Source organism: Bacillus sp. N6 (assembly GCF_052805735.1).
Window position 1 is genome coordinate 5,208,453 of record NZ_CM127843.1, and the last position, 20,594, is coordinate 5,229,046.

The window sequence follows — 20,594 nt, forward strand, 5'->3', positions numbered from 1 at the left end:
CTTTATGAGAGGAATCAAGCTGCATACCGCAAGCGAGTAGCAGGACGAAAATAAACATGATACAATCGGTTAAGATATATATTCGAGGAAGGACAGTGGTTTTCATGATTATTCGTAATGAACAAGATTTAGAAGGCTTACGAAAAATCGGCCGCATCGTTGCGCTTGCACGTGAAGAAATGAAAAAAGAAGCGAAGCCAGGTATGACAACGAAAGAGCTTGATTTGATCGGTAAAAAAGTATTAGATGAACATGGTGCTATTTCTGCACCTGAAAAAGAATATGATTTCCCAGGTGTAACTTGCATTAGTGTAAATGAGGAAGTTGCTCATGGTATTCCAGGAGATCGCGTATTAAAAGAAGGCGACTTAGTAAACGTCGATGTATCTGCTGCACTTGATGGCTATTATGCAGATACAGGTATCTCATTTGTTCTTGGAGAAGACGAAGCAAAAGAAAAGCTTTGCCAAGCAGCGGTTGATGCATTTTGGGCAGCAATGAAAAAGGTTAGAGCTGGCTCAAAACAAAATCAAATTGGTCGTGCTGTTTCAAACTTTGCACATAAAAGTGGATACAATGTTATTCAAAACTTAACTGGTCACGGCATTGGTCTTAGCTTACATGAAGCACCAAATCACATTTTAAGTTACTATGATCCAATGGATAATGCGCTTCTAAAAGACGGTCTTGTTATCGCTGTAGAACCGTTCATCTCTATGAAAGCTGATCATATTATTGAACGTGGTGACGACGGCTGGACATTCGTTACACCTGATAAAAGTCTTGTTGCACAATGTGAACATACCGTTGTCGTAACGCGCGGCGAACCAATAATTTTAACAGAAATCTAATACCAAAAACGGCTGTTTTGTAGATTTATTCCACATAAAACAGCCGTTTTTATTTTTGGGAAAATATGTGAACTACTGTTGAACTCTTTATCATTTAAGTATATAATCTTTAGCGGAGGTTACTTAAGCTTATCTTTACTAAAAAGATATTGTAACTAAGGAGTAAAACACCTTCTTTCTTATTGTTTAAACAGTCTCAAAAATGACCGTAGTAACGTGTTAGTCGAATATTCTGTAATTCTTATATTCCTCTAACAATGTAAGAAACTATCATCTTTCAACTTCGGTCCACTAATCGCACAACTCTCTTTAGACAAAATAAATGACTATTTTCAAAGTACATATTGTCTTCATTCTGACCAAAACCAACCCTATCTAGCTTTTTATCTCCACATAACTTTAAGGCAAAAATAAGCCTTCACAAAGGGATACACTACATTGGTTAGTATGTATCGTAAAACTTACCTTTATAACCATTCTTTTTTACTAGATATACATGAAAACTATCTCACATATAAAGGTCTGATATCATTCTTTAATATCAGTATTTTTTTCGACATTTTTTGTCGAATTGTGTATATTTCCACAGAACTGTGTAAATATACATTTTGTTTTACGTTAAATAATATTACTTTGAACATAATCCTACTTGTCTGAGAACGCGTATAGAAACGGAGGGATAGCAAAAAGTAAATAGCTTATAAAAAATACTTTTTATATTCCATTTGTTCATGTGGAATAAGTCCCCAATGGACAAATGAATGTTCAGAGGAGGAAAAATGAAAAAACTTTTCAATGTATGTTTAATTGTATTCGTACTATTTTCGCAACTTGCTAGTTTTCCATACAATCAAGTAAAAGCGGAAACCTTAACAGGAGATTCCTTATTTGACACTGTTGAAATGAAAGATGCAACGAATCATATTATTGACGAAGCATTAAATCCTAAAAACTTAATAAATGCAGGATCAATCATTCACCTAGAATATGCTTGGTCAATAAAAGATCATCAAATTGCACAAGAAAAAGATGCAACAGTTCTTCAAATACCTAACGCATTAAAAGTAAAAAATGACCAACAAGGAAACTTGATGGCAGATCAACAAATTATTGGTCAATATTTTGTTACGGCAAACGATAACAAAATGAAAATAGTCTTTAACGATTCAGTAAAAGATTCAAAAGGTGTTAAGGGAAAAATTAAATTTGACACTGTATTCAATCCAGATTTAAAACCTGGCATAAAAGCCGTCCCACTTACTTTCCCTCTAGGTACAGTAGCTAAGACTATCTCAGTTCCTGTTCAAGTAGATAACCCTACTTCACCTACTATTAATAGTGATGATGCTAAGCAGACTACCGAAGAGCAAAAGAACGGTGACGCACAGCAACCTACTGAACAGCCAAAAGATGGTGAAACACAGCAGAAACCTGCGGAACAACCAAAAGACGGGAATCCTCAGCAGCCTGCGAAACAGTCAAAAGATGGTGAGACACAGCAGAAACCTGCGGAACAACCAAAAGACGGGAACACTCAGCAACCTGCGGAACAGCCGAAAGACGGGAATCCTCAGCAGCCTACGGAACAGCCAAAAGATGGCGGGACACAGCAACCTACTGAGAACCCTGGTGATAACACAACAGGGCAACCTGTTGAAAATCCAGACCCATCACCTAAGCAAATTAAAGAAAATATTTTAACAAGCGTAAAATTAACAGATAAAGACGGAAAACCATTTAATGATACAGATAATCGTCCAAATCCTGATTCTGCTGCCAATATCGATTTTACATGGGAAGTTTTAGAATCATTAAAAGTAAAAAAGGGAGATTACTATATTTTCCAACTCCCGGAATATTTTATCGTCCACAACACCATTACACAGCCTTTAGTTGATGGAACAGGACATGAAATTGGGACGTTCGTTGTTGACTTAAACGGAAAAGTAACTATGACTTTTAACGAGTACGTTGAAGACAATCCTAATATAGATGGTCATTTAAAAGTTGGTACGGAATTCAATAAAACAAAAATTAAAGGGACTACGGAACAAAAAATTCCTTTCCCAATTAAAGAACAAGACGTTATTATCGAGCTTGATTTCAAACCTAATGTAAAGAAATCTATGAATAAAAAAGGTATACCTGATAGACCGATTAATACGAATCAAATCAATTGGACAGTCGAAATGAACAAAACAAAAGACATTCTTACAAACGCTGTCTTCCAAGACAATATTCCAAATGGAGCCAGTCTCAATGAAGATTCTATTAAGGTTTATGAGTTAGAAGTAGATATTAACGGGAAAACGACTCGTGGAGCCGAAGTTAGTAAAGAAGAATATACACTCACTTCATCCTCCGATAAATTAAATATCGCTTTTAAAAATGAAACGAAAAAAGCATATCAAATTGAATATGCGACAAAAATTACTGACGAAAGTGTTACTAGTTTCAAAAATGAAGCAAAAGTATCCAGCAAGAATCAAGGAGATGTATCCGCAAATGCAACTGTAACTGTTTCACGCGGTACACATCTAGAGAAAACTAGTAAATATAATCCAAAAACACAAACAATTGAATGGACAATTACTTTCAACGGTGATCAAAGAGATATTAAACAATCTGATGCGCTTTTAAAAGACATCTTGGACAAATCTCATAAAGTTGATGCAAGTTCTATCGTGGTTAAAAATGCTTCTTATGATAATAACGGAAAACTTGTTACAGGTGACAACGCCACAAACTTTACTGTAAAAGAAACCGATGAGGGATTTGATTTACAATTTAATGAAGATATTAATAGTGCCTATGTGATTACTTATACATCGAAAGCCAAGAATGATGTTATACAAGATGGCGAAATCGAAAATACAATTATTGCAGATGGAAAATGGAGTAAAACAAACAAAGTTACATTACAACAACAAAACATCATAAAGAAACATAATAAAAATGCAAACGATACAGATTACAATAAGAAAACAACGAAATGGACAATTATTGTAAATGATAACAATTACGTGTTAAATGATGCTGTTATCACTGATACGTTTGACTATAGTGGACTTACATTACAAAAAGATAGTTTCAAAATTACTGATGGATCAACTGAACTGAAATTAGACTCTGATTACACACTTGATGTAACAGCTGACGGATTCAAAGTAACACTAGCTGGTAGTTATAAGTCTAATATGGATAAAACTTTAACCATCACGTACACAACAGACTTTAATTACGAGACTCTATCTAAAAAGGATGATAATAAATCATTCAAAAATACAGCTGAGTTATCATGGAAAGATATAAATGGGAACGATAAAAATAGTAAATCTCATGATAGATTCAATCCTGACGGCTATACAAAAGGAAACGGATTTAAATACGGTTCTTACAATGCCCAAACGAAAGAAATCAAATGGGACATAGGGTTTAACTATAATAACAGGACTATTAAAGACCCTTCTATCGTTGACGTACTAGAAAACAATCAAAAACTTATACCAGACTCCATTGAGATTCATCATATGGAATTAACTGGTGGTGCAGACGGTTATAAATTAGGGGCACTTGTTTCCCCTGACGAATATACGGTAGAAAATGCAACGAAAGATAATAAAAATACATTAACGATTCATTTTAAAAATGAAATTAAAACAGCGTACCATATCAGCTTTAAAACTTCACTTGCAGGTGAAGAAATTAATAAGCGCTATGATAATTACGCCAAATTAAAAGATGGATCGGAAACTATCGCCAATATTCATGGTGCATTCGAGATCAAAAATGGTGGTAGCGGCGTTACGAAAAAAGCAAAACAAAATGACAAGTACATTGATTGGAGCGTTTCTATTAATGCAAGTCAATCAACGATTGAAAATGCTGTCGTAACAGACGATCCGACAGACAATCAAATTCTCGATGAAAAGTCATTCCACCTATATGGGACAACAGTAGCCGTGGATGGCACTTTAACGAAAGATACAACAAACGAATTAAAAGAAGGAAAAGACTATAAACTCAAAATAACAACAGACAACAATACGGGGAAACAACAATTTACAATTGAATTTCTTCATACTATTGATCGAGCTTATATTTTAGAATACCGTTCACTCATTAATGCAGACAATAATGAAAAAGTAAGCAATAAAGCGAAGATTACTGGTAATAGTTTAAAATTAACAGAAACTGAAAAAATTGAAGAAATAGTAGTTAAAGTATCTTCTGGATCTGGAGGCGGTTCTGCTACTAAGGGACGCGGAAACCTTCAAATTAAAAAAGTAGATAATGCAGATCCAAATAAAATTTTATCTGGCGTAGTATTTACTTTATTCGATCGCACAGGTACAACTGCTATTCGAACAATTACAACAGACGACAATGGTATCGCTCAGTTTAACAACTTAAAACGCGATGAATATCTGCTTAGAGAAATGAAAACTCTTGATGGATATGTCATTAGTAAAGAATTAAAAGCAGGTAAACTTGTTAAGCTTGGTGCAGAAGAAACTACAACATATACTCTTAAAAACGAGAAATTTGTTGGAAAAGTAGTACTTACAAAGACTGATGCTCATAACAAAGAAAAGCTTAAAAATGCAGTTTTCTCTCTGCTTGATCAAAACCATAATGTCATTCCTGAACATAAAGAATTAATAACAAATGATAAAGGACAAATTACTGTAGATAATTTAAAACCAGGAACTTACTACTTAAAAGAAATAAAGGCTCCTGAACATTATCAATTAGATGATCGACTTATTGAATTTACAATCGAGGAAGATCAAACAACAGTAATTAATAAAGAGGCCCAAAACAACTTGATTAGAGGCTCAGTTATCCTAACAAAAGTTGATAAAGAGGGTAATACTTTAGAAGGTGCAGTATTTAGTGTACGGGACCGAAATAACAAAAGAATTCCTGGTTATACCAAATTAACGACAAATGGTAACGGACAAATCGAAGCGAAAAATTTACTTCCTGGAGAGTACCAATTTGTTGAAGAGAAAGCTCCTGAACATTATGAAATAGATAAAAAACCACTTAAATTTACAATTGAAAAGAGCCAACAGAAAGCACTTACTGTTAAAGCGACAAATCACCTCATTAAAGGTGGTGTCACTTTAACGAAAGTCGATGATGTCGATGGCACTGCCCTTGAAGGTGCTGTATTTAAAATTGTCGATGCGAATGACGAGAAACAAGTAATTCGTGAAAATATAAAAACAGGTTCAGATGGAAAAGTTACCGTTAAAGATTTAGAGCCTGGTGCTTATAAATTTATCGAAACAGAAGCTCCTAAGGATTATACATTAAGTACAAACCCTATCGAGTTTACAATTGATAAAAGCCAACAAGCTCTTGCTACTGTTACGGCAAATAATAGCTTAAAAACGGGCGAGGTTGAATTATTAAAAGTTGATGAGTTTGGTGAGAAAAAACCACTAGAAGGTGCAGTATTCAAACTTGTCGATACAAATAATAATGACGTTTCCCCTCACACTAACTTAACTACTGATAAACACGGTAAAGTTAAAGTTAGTAACCTACGTCCTGGTACGTATAAATTTATTGAAATAGCTGCTCCTGAACATTACGTTTTACGAGCAGAACCTATTGAATTTACAATCGATAGAAGTCAGAAAGAAACTCTACTTGTGAAAGCTGAAAATGCTTTAAAACCAGGAGATGTTGAATTAACAAAAGTTGATGATATCGATGGTACAGCTCTTGAAGGCGCTGTATTTAAAATTGTTGATGCAAATGATGAAAAGAAAGTTATTCGCGAAAATGTAAAAACTGGTGCGGATGGTAAAGCTATCGCTACTGGCTTACGCCCTGGCGATTATAAATTTATCGAAGTAACAGCACCGAAGTATTACGACAAAAATACAAAACCAATTAAATTTACGATTACAGAAAGTCAAACAACTCAGGCTACTGTTACCGCTAAAAACAGCTTAACAAAAGGCGGTATTGAGTTAACAAAAGTGAATGCTGCAGATGAAAAGGAAACACTTGAAGGTGCAGTATTTAAAATCGTTAATAGAGATACTAATGAAGATGTTCGTACGGACCTTGTTACGAATAGTAAAGGAATGCTAGTTGTAGATGACTTACGTCCTGGTAACTATAAGCTTATCGAAACAAAGGCTCCAACTTATTACGATGTAAATGTAGAACCAATTGAATTTACAATCGAAAAAGGACAACAAAAACTCCTTCCACTTACATTTAAAAATAGTTTAACGAAAGGAAAAGTTAAACTTATTAAAGAAGATGATGTGGAAAGTAGTAAAGCTCTTGCCGGCGCTGTATTCACATTGCAAGATGCAACTGGCAAAGAAATTATGAAAGATTTAACAACAGATGATTACGGAGTATTAGTTATTCCTGATTTAGCACCAGGGGATTATCAATTTATCGAAACAAAAGCCCCTGAACATTATAAATTAGACAAAACACCTATTAAGTTCACAATTAAAAAAGGTAGTAAGGAAGATCTTCCTATCCCTGTTACTGTAAAAAATAGTTTACTTACAGGTGGCGTCACTTTAACAAAAGTTGATGATGTTGATGGCACTACTCTTGAAGGTGCAGAATTTATAATCGTTGACGCTCATGATACTAAAAAGGTAATTCGCAAAGGTTTAACAACTGATAAAAACGGTAAAATTTCTGCTTCTAATTTACGTCCTGGAGACTATCAATTTATTGAAGTAAAAGCTCCAAAAGACTATACCTTAAGCAAAGACCCTATTCCGTTCACTATCGAAAAAAGTCAAAAAGAGAATATTACTGTTACTGCTACTAACAGTTTAAAGAAAGGTGCAGTAACATTAACAAAAATTGATGACATCGATCGTACGATGCTCGAAGGTGCAATCTTTAAGATTGTTGATATGAATGGTAAGGAAGTTCATACGAATCTTGTTACAGATAAACACGGTAAAATTTCTGTTTCTGATTTACGCCCTGGAGACTATCAGTTCATTGAAACAAAAGCTCCTGAGCACTATGTATTAGATGAAACAACGATTCCATTTACAATTGAAAGAAGTCAAACGAAAGAGATCAATGTTACAGGCAAAAATGCTTTGAAAAAAGGTAGCGTTGAACTAACAAAGATTGACGATATTGATATAACTACAAAACTTGCTAACGCCGTATTTAATTTATTAGATGCAGACGGAGAGCTAGTTAAAGAAGGCCTAAAAACAAATGATGAAGGTAAAATTGTTGTTGAAAACCTACGTCCTGGTACGTATCAATTCGTTGAAACAATTGCTCCTGAACATTACGATTTAGATAAAAAACCTATCGTATTTACAATTAAAAAGAGCCAAACTGAAACTCTTCATATCACTGCTACAAATGCTTTAACAAAGGGTGCAGTTAAACTTTCTAAAGTAGACGATGTTGATGGCACTGTTCTTAAAGATGCAGTATTTAAAATTGTTAATATGAACGGTGATGTAGTTCATAAAGACCTTGTTACAAATGAACAAGGAATAATCGAAATTAATGACCTACGTCCTGGTGATTACCAATTTATCGAAACGAAAGCTCCTAAGCATTACGTTTTAGATGAAACACCAATCAAATTCACTATTGAAAAAGGACAGAAGAAAGCTATTTCTTTAACTGCTACAAATAGCTTAAAACAAGGTAGTATCGAATTACTTAAAGTTGATGATTTAAACACTCAAACAAAACTTGCTGATGCGGTATTTAATTTACTGGATCAAGATGGCAAAGTACTTAAAACAGATTTAAAAACAAACAGTGAAGGTAAAATCGTTATCGAAAACTTACGTCCTGGTACGTATCAATTCGTTGAAATAACGGCTCCTGAACACTATGATTTAGACAAAAAACCAATTATATTTACAATTGAAAAAAGCCAAAAAGATATTGCTACCGTTACTATGAAAAATAGTTTAACAAAAGGCGGCGTGGAACTTTCTAAAGTGGATGACGTCGATGGCACTACTCTTGAAGGCGCAGTATTTAAAATTGTGGATATGAATGGTACTGTAATTCGCAAAAATCTTGTTACGAATCAACAAGGTAAAATTAGCGTTTCTGACCTACGTCCTGGTGATTATCAATTCATCGAGACAACGGCTCCGAAACACTACGATTTAAACAAAGAGCCAATTCCATTCACAATTACAAAGAGCCAAGCTGATCCTATCTCCGTTACAGCTACAAATAGCTTAACGAAAGGCGCTGTGGAACTTTCTAAAGTGGATGATGTAGATGGTACTGCTCTTAAAGATGCGGTATTTAAAATTACTGATCTGAATGGTAACGAGATTCGTACTGAGCTTACAACAGATGTACATGGAAAAATTTCTGTTTCTGATTTACGTCCTGGGGACTATCAGTTTGTTGAAACGAAAGCTCCTGAACACTATAAATTAGATAGTACACCTATTAAGTTTACAATTAAGAAAAGCCAAAAAGAAAAGCTCCAAGTTACTGCTACAAATAGCTTAACTGAGGGTGCTGTAGAATTAGTAAAAGTGGATGATATAAATCCAGATACAAAACTTTCTGATGCAGTGTTTAACATCATCGATGCGAAAGGTAAAATTGTTCGCACTGATTTAACTACTGATAAAGATGGTAAGATTACTGCTACGAACTTACGCCCAGGAGACTATCAATTCATTGAAACGAAAGCTCCTAAGCATTACGATTTAAATAAAACACCTATTAGCTTCACTATCGAAAGAAGTCAACTAACTCACGCTTCTGTTACTGCTAAGAATGGCCTAACAAAAGGTGGCGTGGAATTAACGAAAGTTGACTCTATAGATAAGAAAGAAATGCTAGAAGGTGCGGTATTTAAAATTACTGATCTGAACGGTAACGACATTCGTACGAATTTAGTTACCAATAAAGACGGAAAAATCATCGCTAAAGACTTACAACCAGGAGACTATCAATTTATTGAAACAAAAGCTCCTAAACATTACGACTTAAATGAAGAACCAATTAAGTTCACAATCGAAAGAAGTCAACTAACTCACGCTTCTGTTACAGCTATTAATAGCTTAACGAAAGGTAGTGTTGAGTTAATTAAAGTTGATGATGCCAAGCAAAACACAACACTTGAAGGTGCAGTATTTAAAATTGTTAATAAGGATGGACACGATGTTCGTACCGATTTAACTACTGATAAAAACGGCCGTTTAGTTGTGGATGAATTACCGCCAGGAGACTATGAGTTTATCGAAACAAAAGCTCCTGAACACTATGACTTAAACAAAACACCTATTAAGTTCACAGTTAAAAAAGGCCAAGAAAAAATCGCCTCTGTTACTGCTACGAATAGCTTAACTAAAGGCGCAGTTGAATTAACTAAAGTTGATGACATCGATGGTACTACTCTTGAAGGAGCAATCTTTAAAATTGTAGATATGGACGGCAAGGATGTTCGTTCTGATTTAACTACCGATAAAGATGGGAAGATTTCTGTTTCTGATTTACGTCCGGGAGATTATCAGTTCATTGAAACGAAAGCTCCTAAGCATTATGACTTAAATCAAAATCCTATCAAGTTTACTATTGAAAAGAGTCAAACTGCTAAAGCTTCTGTTACTGCTACTAACAGCTTAACTAAAGGCGCAGTTGAATTAACTAAAGTTGATGACATCGATGGTACTACTCTTGCAGGGGCTATCTTTAAAATTGTAGATATGAACGGTAAAGATGTTCATTCTGATTTAACTACTGATAAAGATGGGAAGATTTCTGTTTCTGATTTACGTCCAGGAGATTATCAGTTCATTGAAACGAAAGCTCCAACTGGCTATGATTTAAACATTAAACCAATTCCTTTCACAATTACGAAAGGACAATCTCAGATTACCTCTGTTACAGCTTTAAATAGTTTAACAACAGGTTCAATTGAGTTAACTAAAGTTGATATTGATCACCATGGAACACTTGAAGGTGCCATTTTCAATATTTTAGACCAAGATGGAAAAATCATCCGAGAAGGTTTAAAAACAGACCAACACGGAAAAGTAATCGTAAATGATTTGAAACCTGGTAATTATCAATTAGTAGAAACACAGGCTCCTAAAGGCTATCAATTAGATGCATCACCAATAAACTTTACAATTGATAAAGCCCAAGCTACACCACTACAAATTACAGTTTCAAATAAAAAGATTGAATCTTCGTCAGGTGGAGATGACAAGCCAGTTACTCCTCCAAATAAAGAAGAAAACAAAGGCAATGAAACATCTGAGAAACACAAAAACGGAACTTCCGAAGAAACATCAAATGAAACAGATAACAAACAGCAAGATGATCGAAATACGGATAAACACCTTCCAAATACAGGTCATAAAGAAGACCCTACACAAACAGTAGGTATCGTCCTTCTACTAGCTGGATTATTAAGTATTTTAGCTACAAAACGCAAAAAACATTATTAATAATGTTTTTACATCCAATCAATCTCTCAATTGATTGGATGTTTTTTTATACAAAAAGGACGATACATAAAGTATCGTCCTTTTAACGGGGTGAGGCTGCCCAAAAGTACGGAAAACCTTTGAACAGCCTCTTATTTTCATATGGATGCCTTACATATATCACTGATAATAATTATGAAATGCGGAAACATAATTACCATCAACTGATTCAAACATGAGAAATGAAACCCTACAGTGGTTCCATTTCTCTACATAATCTAAAGTTTGGGTACACTAGATTCATGCAATGTAGGAGCTTTCAGAATAGAAAGCGAACCTTCGTTTAAAATGATAGCATACATATCTTCCTCAAAAATATGCAAATATGCATATATTGTTTTTATTTCTCAATGTCAGAATATTGAAAAATAAAAGACGCGAAGGTAAAATAAAGTCATTATCCGTCTTCTTTTGTCAGTCACAGAGAATAGAAGAATAGGAGAGGAAAAAATGAGAAAATCATTGAAACAAAAAATAGTAAGCTCTTTGCTTGCTGTATCACTCGCTGTTAGCTTAGCTCCAATTGGGCAAGCAAAAGCGGATTCCACGTCAGAGGTTACACAAACTCCATCTATTACAAAACAGATTGATCCAAACCGCGCAATTGAACATGTTCGTTTCTTATCTGAAACAATTGGTCCTCGACCCGGTGGAACAAAATCCGAAGAATGGGCTTCTCGTTACATTGGTATGCAGCTTAAATCGATGGGCTATGAAGTAGAATATCAGCCATTTCAGGTGCCCGATCAGTACGTTGGATTCATTGAATCACCACTATCAATAAAACGTAATTGGCAAGCTGGTGCTGCTCCTAATTCACTAATTTCTACAGAAGCTGTTACAGCTCCCCTTATCTTTGTTCAAGGTGGGACAAAATTAGAAGATATTCCAAACGAAGTAAACGGTAAAATTGTTTTATTTGAAAGAGGAACGACAATTACAGACTATAATAAACAAGTTGAAAATGCTGTTAGCAAAGGTGCAAAAGGTGTTCTTTTATACAGTTTAATTGGCGGACGCGGAAATTATGGACAAACCTTCAATCCCCGCCTAACGAAAAAGCAATCTATCCCTGTCTTTGGTCTTGCTTATGCGCAAGGAAATGCATTTAAAGAAGAAATCGCTAAAAAAGGGACAACAATTCTTTCCCTAAAAGCGAGACATGAATCTAAATTAACATCTCTAAATGTTATCGCCAAAAAGAAACCAAAAAAGAGTACCGGTAATGAAAAAGCAGTCGTTGTAAGTTCGCACTATGATAGTGTTGTCGGAGCACCTGGCGCAAATGATAATGCTTCTGGAACTGGATTAGTATTAGAACTAGCTCGTGCTTTTCAAAATGTAGAAACTGATAAGGAAATTCGGTTTATTACCTTTGGTTCTGAAGAGACTGGCTTACTTGGCTCCGATTATTACGTTAATAGTCTATCCCAAAAAGAACGCAATCGAATTTTAGGTGTCTTTAACGCAGACATGGTTGCAACAAATTATGATAAAGCAAAGAATTTATACGCTATGACACCTGATGGCTCTACAAACTTTGTAACAGATGCTGCCTTGCAAGCAGGTAAACAACTAAATAATGACCTCGTCCTACAAGGTAAATTCGGTTCTAGTGATCATGTTCCATTTGCTGAAGCTGGTATTCCTGCTGCTCTATTTATTTGGATGGGTGTCGATAGTTGGAATCCATTAATCTATCATATTGAGAAGGTATACCATACACCTCAAGATAACGTATTAGAAAATATTTCACCTGAACGAATGAAAATGGCATTAGACGTTATCGGAACAGGGGTTTATAACTCGCTTCAAAAACCTGTTACTCAAACTGAACAGAAAGCTGCTTAATCAATAAAAGACCACTGATTTTTATCAGTGGTCTTTTATTGAGAAAAAATATATATGCATAAAAGCATATTTTATCCTACTCATTATCGTATACAATATTAACTGTAACAATATCGATTACAACTTATAAGGAGGCTTTTTCTATTATGAAAAAAATGATTTTAGCAGGTGCGTTAACTTTAGCAGGAATTACCGGCGCTACCGCGTTTATTCCTGAAACAAAAGTCGCTGCTGCCGCTCAAGAACAAAGCTTTACAAAATTTTATTCTTTGCAAACTGGAGGTAGTTCTGAACAAGAACCTGTTTTCCTTCAAAAGGGACAAGAGTTAACAATTCAACCTAACAGCAAAACTCCTAGTTACAGTGTTTATGACTCAAATCATAACCTTATTGGACGTTATTCTGATGGTTACGGCCGAATTTTCACTGCAAAAACAGATGGAAATATGTACGTTCAATTTCATGCACCTTACGTTTACTATAGTCCTGTTAGTTTTTCTGTTACTTATACAATCCAATAAAATAAAGGGCCTTTCTCAAGGGCCCTTTAGTTTGCTTCCCAATTCACTTTTACAAAACCATCTTTCACCATTAAACCACTTATATTAAATACATACTTTTCATTTGCTTTTAATGTAGCTTTAAAAGTACCTTTTTTCGATTCACAGATTTCTTTTAACTCTCTTATACCTTCTCCTTCTCCTTTCCTTTCATATAAGCTAAAGCATAAGTTACCAAGTTTTGCATCTGTTTCATAAGAAAATGTTACTTCTGTATCTTTTGCATACTCAAGTTCAATACCTTTCCCAGCAATATCCCATGATGAGAATTTTGCCTCGTAACTTGTCTCCCCTCGCTTCTCATTTTCTAAATATATATCACCAGCTCTCCACATATCATCTAGCGTTTGAACAAAAGCAAAGCCGCTAAGTAATACAAACATCGCACTTGCAAATATGACAACTAATTTTATCTTTTGTTTTTTCATAACCTTCATCGTATGTTCGCCTTCTATTTTCTTGTTACTTCTTCGTATCATATATAACAAAACTCCAATAAAAAATGGCAATACAATCGCTATAACACTCCACCACTTACTTATTCCACACGTTTTCGCATCTGTATACACCCATGATGCTACACATACTAAAAGTGCTATAAAAGCCAAAAACATTGTAATCCCAGCTATCTCAAATACTACAAATGGATTAGCGAACTCTATCATGTAATTTATACTCCTTCTTTAAAAATGACTGTATGACAACGTATATAGGAATGTATAGGTGCATCATAATAACTATCGTTATAATGACAGATATTTTATGATCCAAATGACTAACAAACTGCTCTAGGATGACTGTTAATACAATCATCCAAATAGCATGAATGAAAACAACCCATCTCTTTTCTAATTTCCGAGCATTTCGCACGCTCTGTTTCGTATGATTTATCAGCTCTTCGCTAGGAATCATCTCTCCCGCTAAACTGCTCTTTATTTTCTGTTCAAATTTATCTTCCTTCATGCACGAAACCCTCCAAATGTTCTCGCATTTTCTTTTTCGCATAATTGAGACGATACTTCACCGTACCAATCGGTATATTTAATATTTCACTCATTTCCTTGTAAGAATATTGTTCATAGTAATAGAGTACGAGTACCGTTTTATATTTTTCATTTAATAACTGTATTACTTCCCGTATCATTTCCGCTTCCACTTTTTGAATAAATTCTTCTGATATATTCACTTCATCTGCGAAATCTATTTCTCCACCATCTTCTTTATGAAACAAATCCAATATTCGATCTTTCCACCTTTTTTTCTTACGATAAAAATCATAAAACGTACGAACACAAATTGTAGTAATCCACTTTTTATAATTATCCACATAAGAAAGTTGGTGCCTTGATGAAAAAACCTTTATCCACGTCTCTTGAAAAATATCTTCCGCATCTTCTTTCGTTTTCGCTAACTTATAGCATAAGGAATATATTTGCTGCTTATATATATCAATTAATTCTTCTACCTTTTCTTCCATCATAAGCCTCCTGTCATTTATATAAGACGACGCAAATTATCCTTTTGTTTGATAAAATTTTATTTTTTTATTATCTCCATACAAAAAGGCAATCACAACATCGTGTGATTGCCTTTTACTGAAAGCGAAAAATCGGCTCCGCTTTGCTAGAATACTCGGTGGCTTCGCGCCTTCCTCCGAGGCAAAGTACGCCTCTCTGTCAGGAGCTCCATCCCCCTCCTATTCTAAACGAGCCGCTTTCGCTTTTCTTAATTACATTTTTTCTGGTGCAGATACTCCTACGATTGCTAATGCATTTTGAAGTGTAGTGCGTACTGCTTTCATTAACTCGTAACGAGCTTTACTTAATTCTAAGTTATCTTGGTTCAATACTTTTTCTGCATTGTAGAAGCTGTGTAATGCTGCTGCTAATTCAAATGCATAGCTTGTAATGCGGTGTGGCAGACGTTTTTGTGCTGCATCCGCAACTACAGCTGGGAATTCACCAAGTTTTTTCAGTAACTCTACTTCTTTCTCAGAAGTAACAAGTTTGTAATTCACGTCTCCATCTGCAGCTAATCCTAACTCTTCACCTTGACGAAGGATACTGCATACACGAGCATGAGCATATTGTGCATAGTATACTGGGTTTTCATTAGATTTTGATACAGCTAAGTCCATATCGAAGTCTAAATGAGAATCACCGCTACGCATCGCGAAGAAGTATCTCATTGCGTCCACGCCTACTTCTTCCATAAGCTCACGAAGTGTAACTGCTTTACCTGTACGCTTACTCATTTTCATTTTTTCACCATTTTGGTACAGTTGTACCATTTGGATGATTTCTACTTCAAGTGTTTCTTTATCGTAACCTAGCGCTTGAATAGCAGCTTTCATACGAGGAATGTAACCGTGGTGGTCAGCACCCCAAATGTTGATTAACTTATCGAAACCACGCTCTAATTTATCACGGTGATAAGCGATATCTGGCGTTAAGTATGTGTAAGAACCGTCATTTTTAATTAATACACGGTTTTTGTCGTCACCGTAAGTCATTGAACGGAACCAAGTTGCTCCGCCTTCTTCAAAGATTTCATCACGCTCTTTTAATACAGCAAGTGCAGCATCAATTTTTCCGTTTTTGTATAATGATGTTTCTGAGAACCATACATCAAATTTAACACGGAAGCTCTCTAAGTCTTTTTGAAGTTTTGCTAACTCATATTTCAAACCATATTCACGGTAGAATTCATAGCTTTCTTTTTCATCAGCTTTTGCGTAACGATCACCAAACTCTTCAGCTAAACGTTTACCGATTCCAATGATATCCGCACCATGGTAACCGTCTTCTGGCATTTCTTTCTCTAAACCTAATGCTTGCATGTAACGAGCTTCAACAGAAAGAGCTAAGTTATGAATTTGGTTACCAGCATCATTAATATAGTACTCACGAGATACATCGTATCCTGCTTTTGCTAATACGTTACATAAAGTGTCACCTACTGCCGCACCACGTGCATGTCCTAAGTGAAGGTCACCTGTTGGATTCGCAGATACGAACTCAACTTGTACTTTTTCACCTTTACCAGTGTTCGTTTCACCGTAAGCTTCACCAGCGTTTACGATTGTTGGAATTAAATCTGTTAAGTAGCTATTATCCATATAGAAGTTAATAAAACCAGGACCAGCGATTTCGATTTTTTCAATAGAAGCTTTTGCTTTATCGAAGTTTGCAACTAGTTCTTCTGCAATCATACGAGGTGCTTTTTTCGCAACGCGTGCAAGTTGCATTGCCATATTTGTAGAGAAGTCACCATTTGTTTTATCTTTTGGAGATTCTAATACAACGTTTGGAATCTGTTCTTCTGTCGCTAATTCTGCCTTTAATACAGCAGCTTGAATTTCTTCTTTAATCAATCCTTTTACCTGTTCTAAGGAATTCATTATTTTGCCTCCTTCAAATTAATTGTAATTGTATATCTGCCAGCTTCTTGTTCACTTAGAAGCAATGCGTACGTTAAGAAGAGTTGTCCTTTTTTCTTTTCATCCGACCATTTAAAAAGAACGTTATCAGTTTTCGTTTGCAGTGCAAACGTACCAAGTTCACTCGTATACGTACCCGTTGTCCATTCACCTTTCACATGCGTCTGACGCATAGAAATAGCACCTGAACGCATAATGAGAACTTGTTCATCTTGAATTTTAATAATTGTTTTCACTTCGCCTTGTTCGTTCGGCTCCTGGAATGTTACATATGTACCTTGACCTTTTACATAGTATTGACCATTTGCTTCAAAAGCAACGGTTTCCTTCCTCGCCCCTTCACGGATTTCTGTTACGAAATGAACGTGTACCGGCAAGCCTGCAAGTTGTTTCTTCACGTCTTGCACACCTTTCAAATGTTATAGATATTAAATACTACTTATAATAAATCACTTTTCCTATCATATCAAAAAAAGACGCTGTCTGTCTGCTGAAAAATCAGGAAAACTCCATTTCAAAAAATAATTCACTTCTACTTTATTTCATGTGATAAAATATTTTTTAAATCTAAATATTCTTTTAATTATAGAGGTGAATTCAGTGATACCAACAAAGTTAAAAAAGGGTGATGAAATACGCGTGATTTCACCATCCTGTAGTTTAAGTATTGTTTCAAATGAAAATAGAAAACTTGCTATAAAAAGATTAACTGACATGGGCTTTCAAGTTACATTCTCAAAATATGCCGATGAGATAGATCAATTTGCTTCCTCTTCTATTTCTTCCCGCATTCAAGACCTCCATGAAGCATTTGGAGACCCTAATGTAAAAGCTATTTTGACGACACTTGGCGGATACAACTCCAATGGTTTATTGAAACATCTCGATTATGATCTAATTCGTAAAAACCCGAAATTTTTCTGTGGTTATTCTGATATTACTGCCTTAAATAATGCAATTTACACAAAAACAGGGCTTGTTACATATTCGGGTCCCCACTTCTCTTCATTTGGAATGGAGAAAGGGCTCGAGTATACAAACGATTACTTTTTACAATGCTTAACCACTAATGAGCCTATTGAAATCATTCCGGCGGAAACGTGGAGCGATGATTCTTGGTATATGGATCAGGAAAATCGAGAATTTATAAAAAATGAAGGGTATGTTCCAATTCAAGAGGGAGAAGCGACAGGAGAAATTATCGGTGGCAATATGAGCACACTTAATTTACTACAAGGCACACCATATATGCCAAACTTAAAGGGCAAAATTTTATTCCTTGAAGAAGACAGTTTAACAGGAAAATCAACGCTTAAAACTTTTGATCGCTATCTACATTCCCTTATGCAGCAACCTGATTTTGAACATATAACAGGTATTGTAATAGGAAGAATGCAAAAAGAAGCAGAATGTACGATAGCGGACATTCAAGAAATGATTTCTTCAAAACCTGAACTTGCACATATTCCTATCATTGCAAATGCAAATTTTGGACATACAACTCCAATTTTTACTTTTCCAATTGGTGGACATGCCAAAATCATTTCTAACAAAGAAAATACATCTATCACTATTTTAACGCACTAAAAAAGGAGCGAACGATTCGCTCCTTTTATGGTTTTTCTATTTTTTGCAACGCTTTTTGCGGGATTGACTCTTTCGTTATTTCAGCCCATCCTTTTCCTTGCATACCTTTTGCATAAATTTTTATAAAAGCACCTGCATGCAATTCACGATTTACCATTCTTTTAATAATTTGTTGCTTTCCGTCCTCTGTATACCCTTTAAATGTATACAAATATTCACCGTCTTTTTTCTCACCTTTATCTACAACCGCATAATAATCTTGTATTTCTTTATTTGAAAAGAAGTTGTCTACAAAAGCATGTACACCTTCTGTTTTTGTGTTTAAATAATATGCTGTTCCCCCTAAAATGATGGCGAATACAGCTAAAACTTTAATTACCAATTTCATACATGCGCCTCCTGTTTGCACTTCTTTCTCACTAGTATTATATCTATACTTGTATTATACGGAAAAGAGCATACTATACTCTATCTAAAAGTCTTACACTTTCCTTACATTATTGTAAGGGATTTTTTCTTACAGCAAGTTCCCAAGAAAAAATTTTTCCGTTTCATACACTTTTATATTATTATTGAATGATACGAATTTTTATTACAAAAATCAAAGGAGACAGTTTTCAAATGGCTATCTTGCAAGGTTTAGCACTATTACTTGTTGTACTTTGTCTATTTACACTTTTCAGTTACCGTGCGCCTTACGGAATGAAGGCGATGGGCGCTTTAGCTAATGCAGCAATCGCAAGTTTTCTTATTGAAGCATTTCACCGTTATATAGGTGGAGAAATGTTTCATAATGACTTTTTACAATCAGTAGGAGAAGCTTCTGGTAGTATGAGCGGTGTCGCAGCAGCGATTTTAGTCGCATTAGCAATCGGTGTTTCCCCCGTATACGCTGTTTTAATTGGTATCGCTACTAGTGGATTCGGTATTTTACCAGGATTTTTCGCCGGATACGTTTGTGCCTTCGTCGTGAAATTTCTCGAAAAGAAATTACCGGCTGGTGTGGAATTTTTAGCAATCCTATTTATCGCTGCACCAATCTCACGTGGAATGGCAATGCTTATGGATCCGCTCGTTAACGCAACACTTGGTAAAATCGGTTCTATGATATCAGTTGCAACTACAGAAAGTCCTATCATTATGGGTATTATGCTTGGTGGATTAATAACAGTTATTTCTACCTCTCCACTGAGTTCTATGGCACTAACTGCAATGCTTGGATTAACAGGTTTACCAATGGCAATTGGTAGTCTTGCCGTAGCAGCCTCAGCCCCGATGAACTTTATTTTCTTTAAGCGACTAAAAATTTGCTCAAAGAAAGACACAATCGCTGTAGCAATCGAGCCTTTAACACAAGCAGATGTTGTTTCAGCAAATCCAATTCCAATTTATGCAACAAACTTCGTTGGCGGTGCACTTGCCGGTATTATTACATCGCTATTCCAGCTTGTTAATAATGCACCAGGAACAGCATCACCAATTCCAGGTCTTCTTGTCCTATTCGGATTTAATGACGTTATAAAAGTAACGATTGCTGCTGTACTATGTGGAATCGTTACCACTATTGTCGGATACATCGGGTCTATTGTGTTCCGTAAATATCCGATCCGCTCTGCTGATGAAATTCGTGGAGTTACTTCGGAAGAGAAGGTTGCATAAGAAAAAGAGCTATTCCCATCGTTTGAGAATAGCTTTTTTTGTGTTGCGTAACGGTAAATGAAATTATATCGGCGATTTTTTTAATATATCGACTTACCGACACATAACGACAAAATAAGAGCCCTCTAATCATATAGAGGGCTCTTAC

12 protein-coding genes are annotated in these 20,594 nt (G+C 35.3%); 6 read left to right on the forward strand and 6 right to left on the reverse strand.

Features of this window, described 5'->3' with window-relative positions; all coding sequences use genetic code 11:
- Nucleotides 1-56 precede the first annotated feature (56 nt).
- From map to ACUXVC_RS26930, 4 genes are all read left to right on the forward strand, one after another.
- Entirely contained in the window at nt 57-851 is a 795-nt protein-coding gene (gene map, locus ACUXVC_RS26915; RefSeq protein ID WP_100910518.1) for a type I methionyl aminopeptidase, read from the forward strand.
- A gap of 779 nt (nt 852-1,630) precedes the next feature.
- Entirely contained in the window at nt 1,631-11,311 is a 9,681-nt protein-coding gene (locus ACUXVC_RS26920; RefSeq protein WP_144465591.1) for a SpaA isopeptide-forming pilin-related protein, read from the forward strand.
- A gap of 489 nt (nt 11,312-11,800) precedes the next feature.
- Nucleotides 11,801-13,201 carry a M28 family metallopeptidase gene (locus ACUXVC_RS26925; RefSeq protein WP_053563296.1) on the forward strand — a complete coding sequence of 467 codons (1,401 nt, stop codon included), beginning with the start codon at nt 11,801-11,803 and terminating at the stop codon, nt 13,199-13,201.
- A gap of 146 nt (nt 13,202-13,347) precedes the next feature.
- Nucleotides 13,348-13,722, forward strand: coding sequence for a hypothetical protein (locus ACUXVC_RS26930; protein WP_000738223.1), 375 nt, complete (start codon nt 13,348-13,350; stop codon nt 13,720-13,722).
- Nucleotides 13,723-13,748: 26 nt separating this feature from the next.
- Here ACUXVC_RS26930 and ACUXVC_RS26935 read toward each other — a convergent pair whose 3' ends face one another.
- From ACUXVC_RS26935 to ACUXVC_RS26955, 5 genes are all read right to left on the reverse strand, one after another.
- Nucleotides 13,749-14,426 carry an anti-sigma factor gene (locus ACUXVC_RS26935; protein ID WP_095689949.1) on the reverse strand — a complete coding sequence of 226 codons (678 nt, stop codon included), beginning with the start codon at nt 14,424-14,426 and terminating at the stop codon, nt 13,749-13,751.
- Nucleotides 14,410-14,724, reverse strand: a complete 315-nt coding sequence (locus ACUXVC_RS26940; protein ID WP_053563294.1) for a hypothetical protein — start codon at nt 14,722-14,724, stop codon at nt 14,410-14,412. The genes ACUXVC_RS26935 and ACUXVC_RS26940 overlap by 17 nt, the downstream gene beginning before the upstream one ends.
- A complete protein-coding gene (locus ACUXVC_RS26945; RefSeq protein WP_000391649.1) occupies nt 14,711-15,238 on the reverse strand; it encodes an RNA polymerase sigma factor in 528 nt (175 codons plus the stop codon). Before ACUXVC_RS26945 ends, ACUXVC_RS26940 begins: the two co-directional genes overlap by 14 nt.
- 252 nt (nt 15,239-15,490) lie before the next feature.
- Nucleotides 15,491-17,161: an arginine--tRNA ligase gene (argS, locus tag ACUXVC_RS26950; RefSeq protein ID WP_001086464.1), complete on the reverse strand. Its 1,671-nt coding sequence runs from the start codon at nt 17,159-17,161 to the stop codon at nt 15,491-15,493.
- Complete coding sequence (locus ACUXVC_RS26955) at nt 17,161-17,598, reverse strand: DUF1934 domain-containing protein (RefSeq protein ID WP_000744343.1); 438 nt, start codon at nt 17,596-17,598, stop codon at nt 17,161-17,163. Before ACUXVC_RS26955 ends, argS begins: the two co-directional genes overlap by 1 nt.
- A gap of 202 nt (nt 17,599-17,800) precedes the next feature.
- Between ACUXVC_RS26955 and ACUXVC_RS26960 the strand changes: the two genes are divergently transcribed.
- Entirely contained in the window at nt 17,801-18,787 is a 987-nt protein-coding gene (locus ACUXVC_RS26960) for a S66 family peptidase (RefSeq protein WP_053563292.1), read from the forward strand.
- A gap of 25 nt (nt 18,788-18,812) precedes the next feature.
- Here the strand turns inward: ACUXVC_RS26960 and ACUXVC_RS26965 are convergent, their stop codons facing one another.
- Nucleotides 18,813-19,175: a YxeA family protein gene (locus ACUXVC_RS26965; RefSeq protein WP_071713926.1), complete on the reverse strand. Its 363-nt coding sequence runs from the start codon at nt 19,173-19,175 to the stop codon at nt 18,813-18,815.
- A 233-nt stretch (nt 19,176-19,408) separates the two neighbouring features.
- On the opposite strand from ACUXVC_RS26965, the gene ACUXVC_RS26970 reads away from it, so the two are divergent.
- Nucleotides 19,409-20,446 carry a PTS sugar transporter subunit IIC gene (locus tag ACUXVC_RS26970; protein WP_000996313.1) on the forward strand — a complete coding sequence of 346 codons (1,038 nt, stop codon included), beginning with the start codon at nt 19,409-19,411 and terminating at the stop codon, nt 20,444-20,446.
- Nucleotides 20,447-20,594 lie beyond the last annotated feature (148 nt).

Excerpts from the sequence above, each read along its gene's own strand:
- map (WP_100910518.1), top strand. The coding sequence starts at position 57 with ATGATACAATCGGTTAAGATATATATTCGAGGAAGGACAGTGGTTTTC.
- ACUXVC_RS26920 (WP_144465591.1), top strand. The coding sequence starts at position 1,631 with ATGAAAAAACTTTTCAATGTATGTTTAATTGTATTCGTACTATTTTCG.
- ACUXVC_RS26925 (WP_053563296.1), top strand. The coding sequence starts at position 11,801 with ATGAGAAAATCATTGAAACAAAAAATAGTAAGCTCTTTGCTTGCTGTA.
- ACUXVC_RS26930 (WP_000738223.1), top strand. The coding sequence starts at position 13,348 with ATGAAAAAAATGATTTTAGCAGGTGCGTTAACTTTAGCAGGAATTACC.
- ACUXVC_RS26935 (WP_095689949.1), bottom strand. The coding sequence starts at position 14,426 with ATGATAGAGTTCGCTAATCCATTTGTAGTATTTGAGATAGCTGGGATT.
- ACUXVC_RS26940 (WP_053563294.1), bottom strand. The coding sequence starts at position 14,724 with ATGAAGGAAGATAAATTTGAACAGAAAATAAAGAGCAGTTTAGCGGGA.
- ACUXVC_RS26945 (WP_000391649.1), bottom strand. The coding sequence starts at position 15,238 with ATGGAAGAAAAGGTAGAAGAATTAATTGATATATATAAGCAGCAAATA.
- argS (WP_001086464.1), bottom strand. The coding sequence starts at position 17,161 with ATGAATTCCTTAGAACAGGTAAAAGGATTGATTAAAGAAGAAATTCAA.
- ACUXVC_RS26965 (WP_071713926.1), bottom strand. The coding sequence starts at position 19,175 with ATGAAATTGGTAATTAAAGTTTTAGCTGTATTCGCCATCATTTTAGGG.
- ACUXVC_RS26970 (WP_000996313.1), top strand. The coding sequence starts at position 19,409 with ATGGCTATCTTGCAAGGTTTAGCACTATTACTTGTTGTACTTTGTCTA.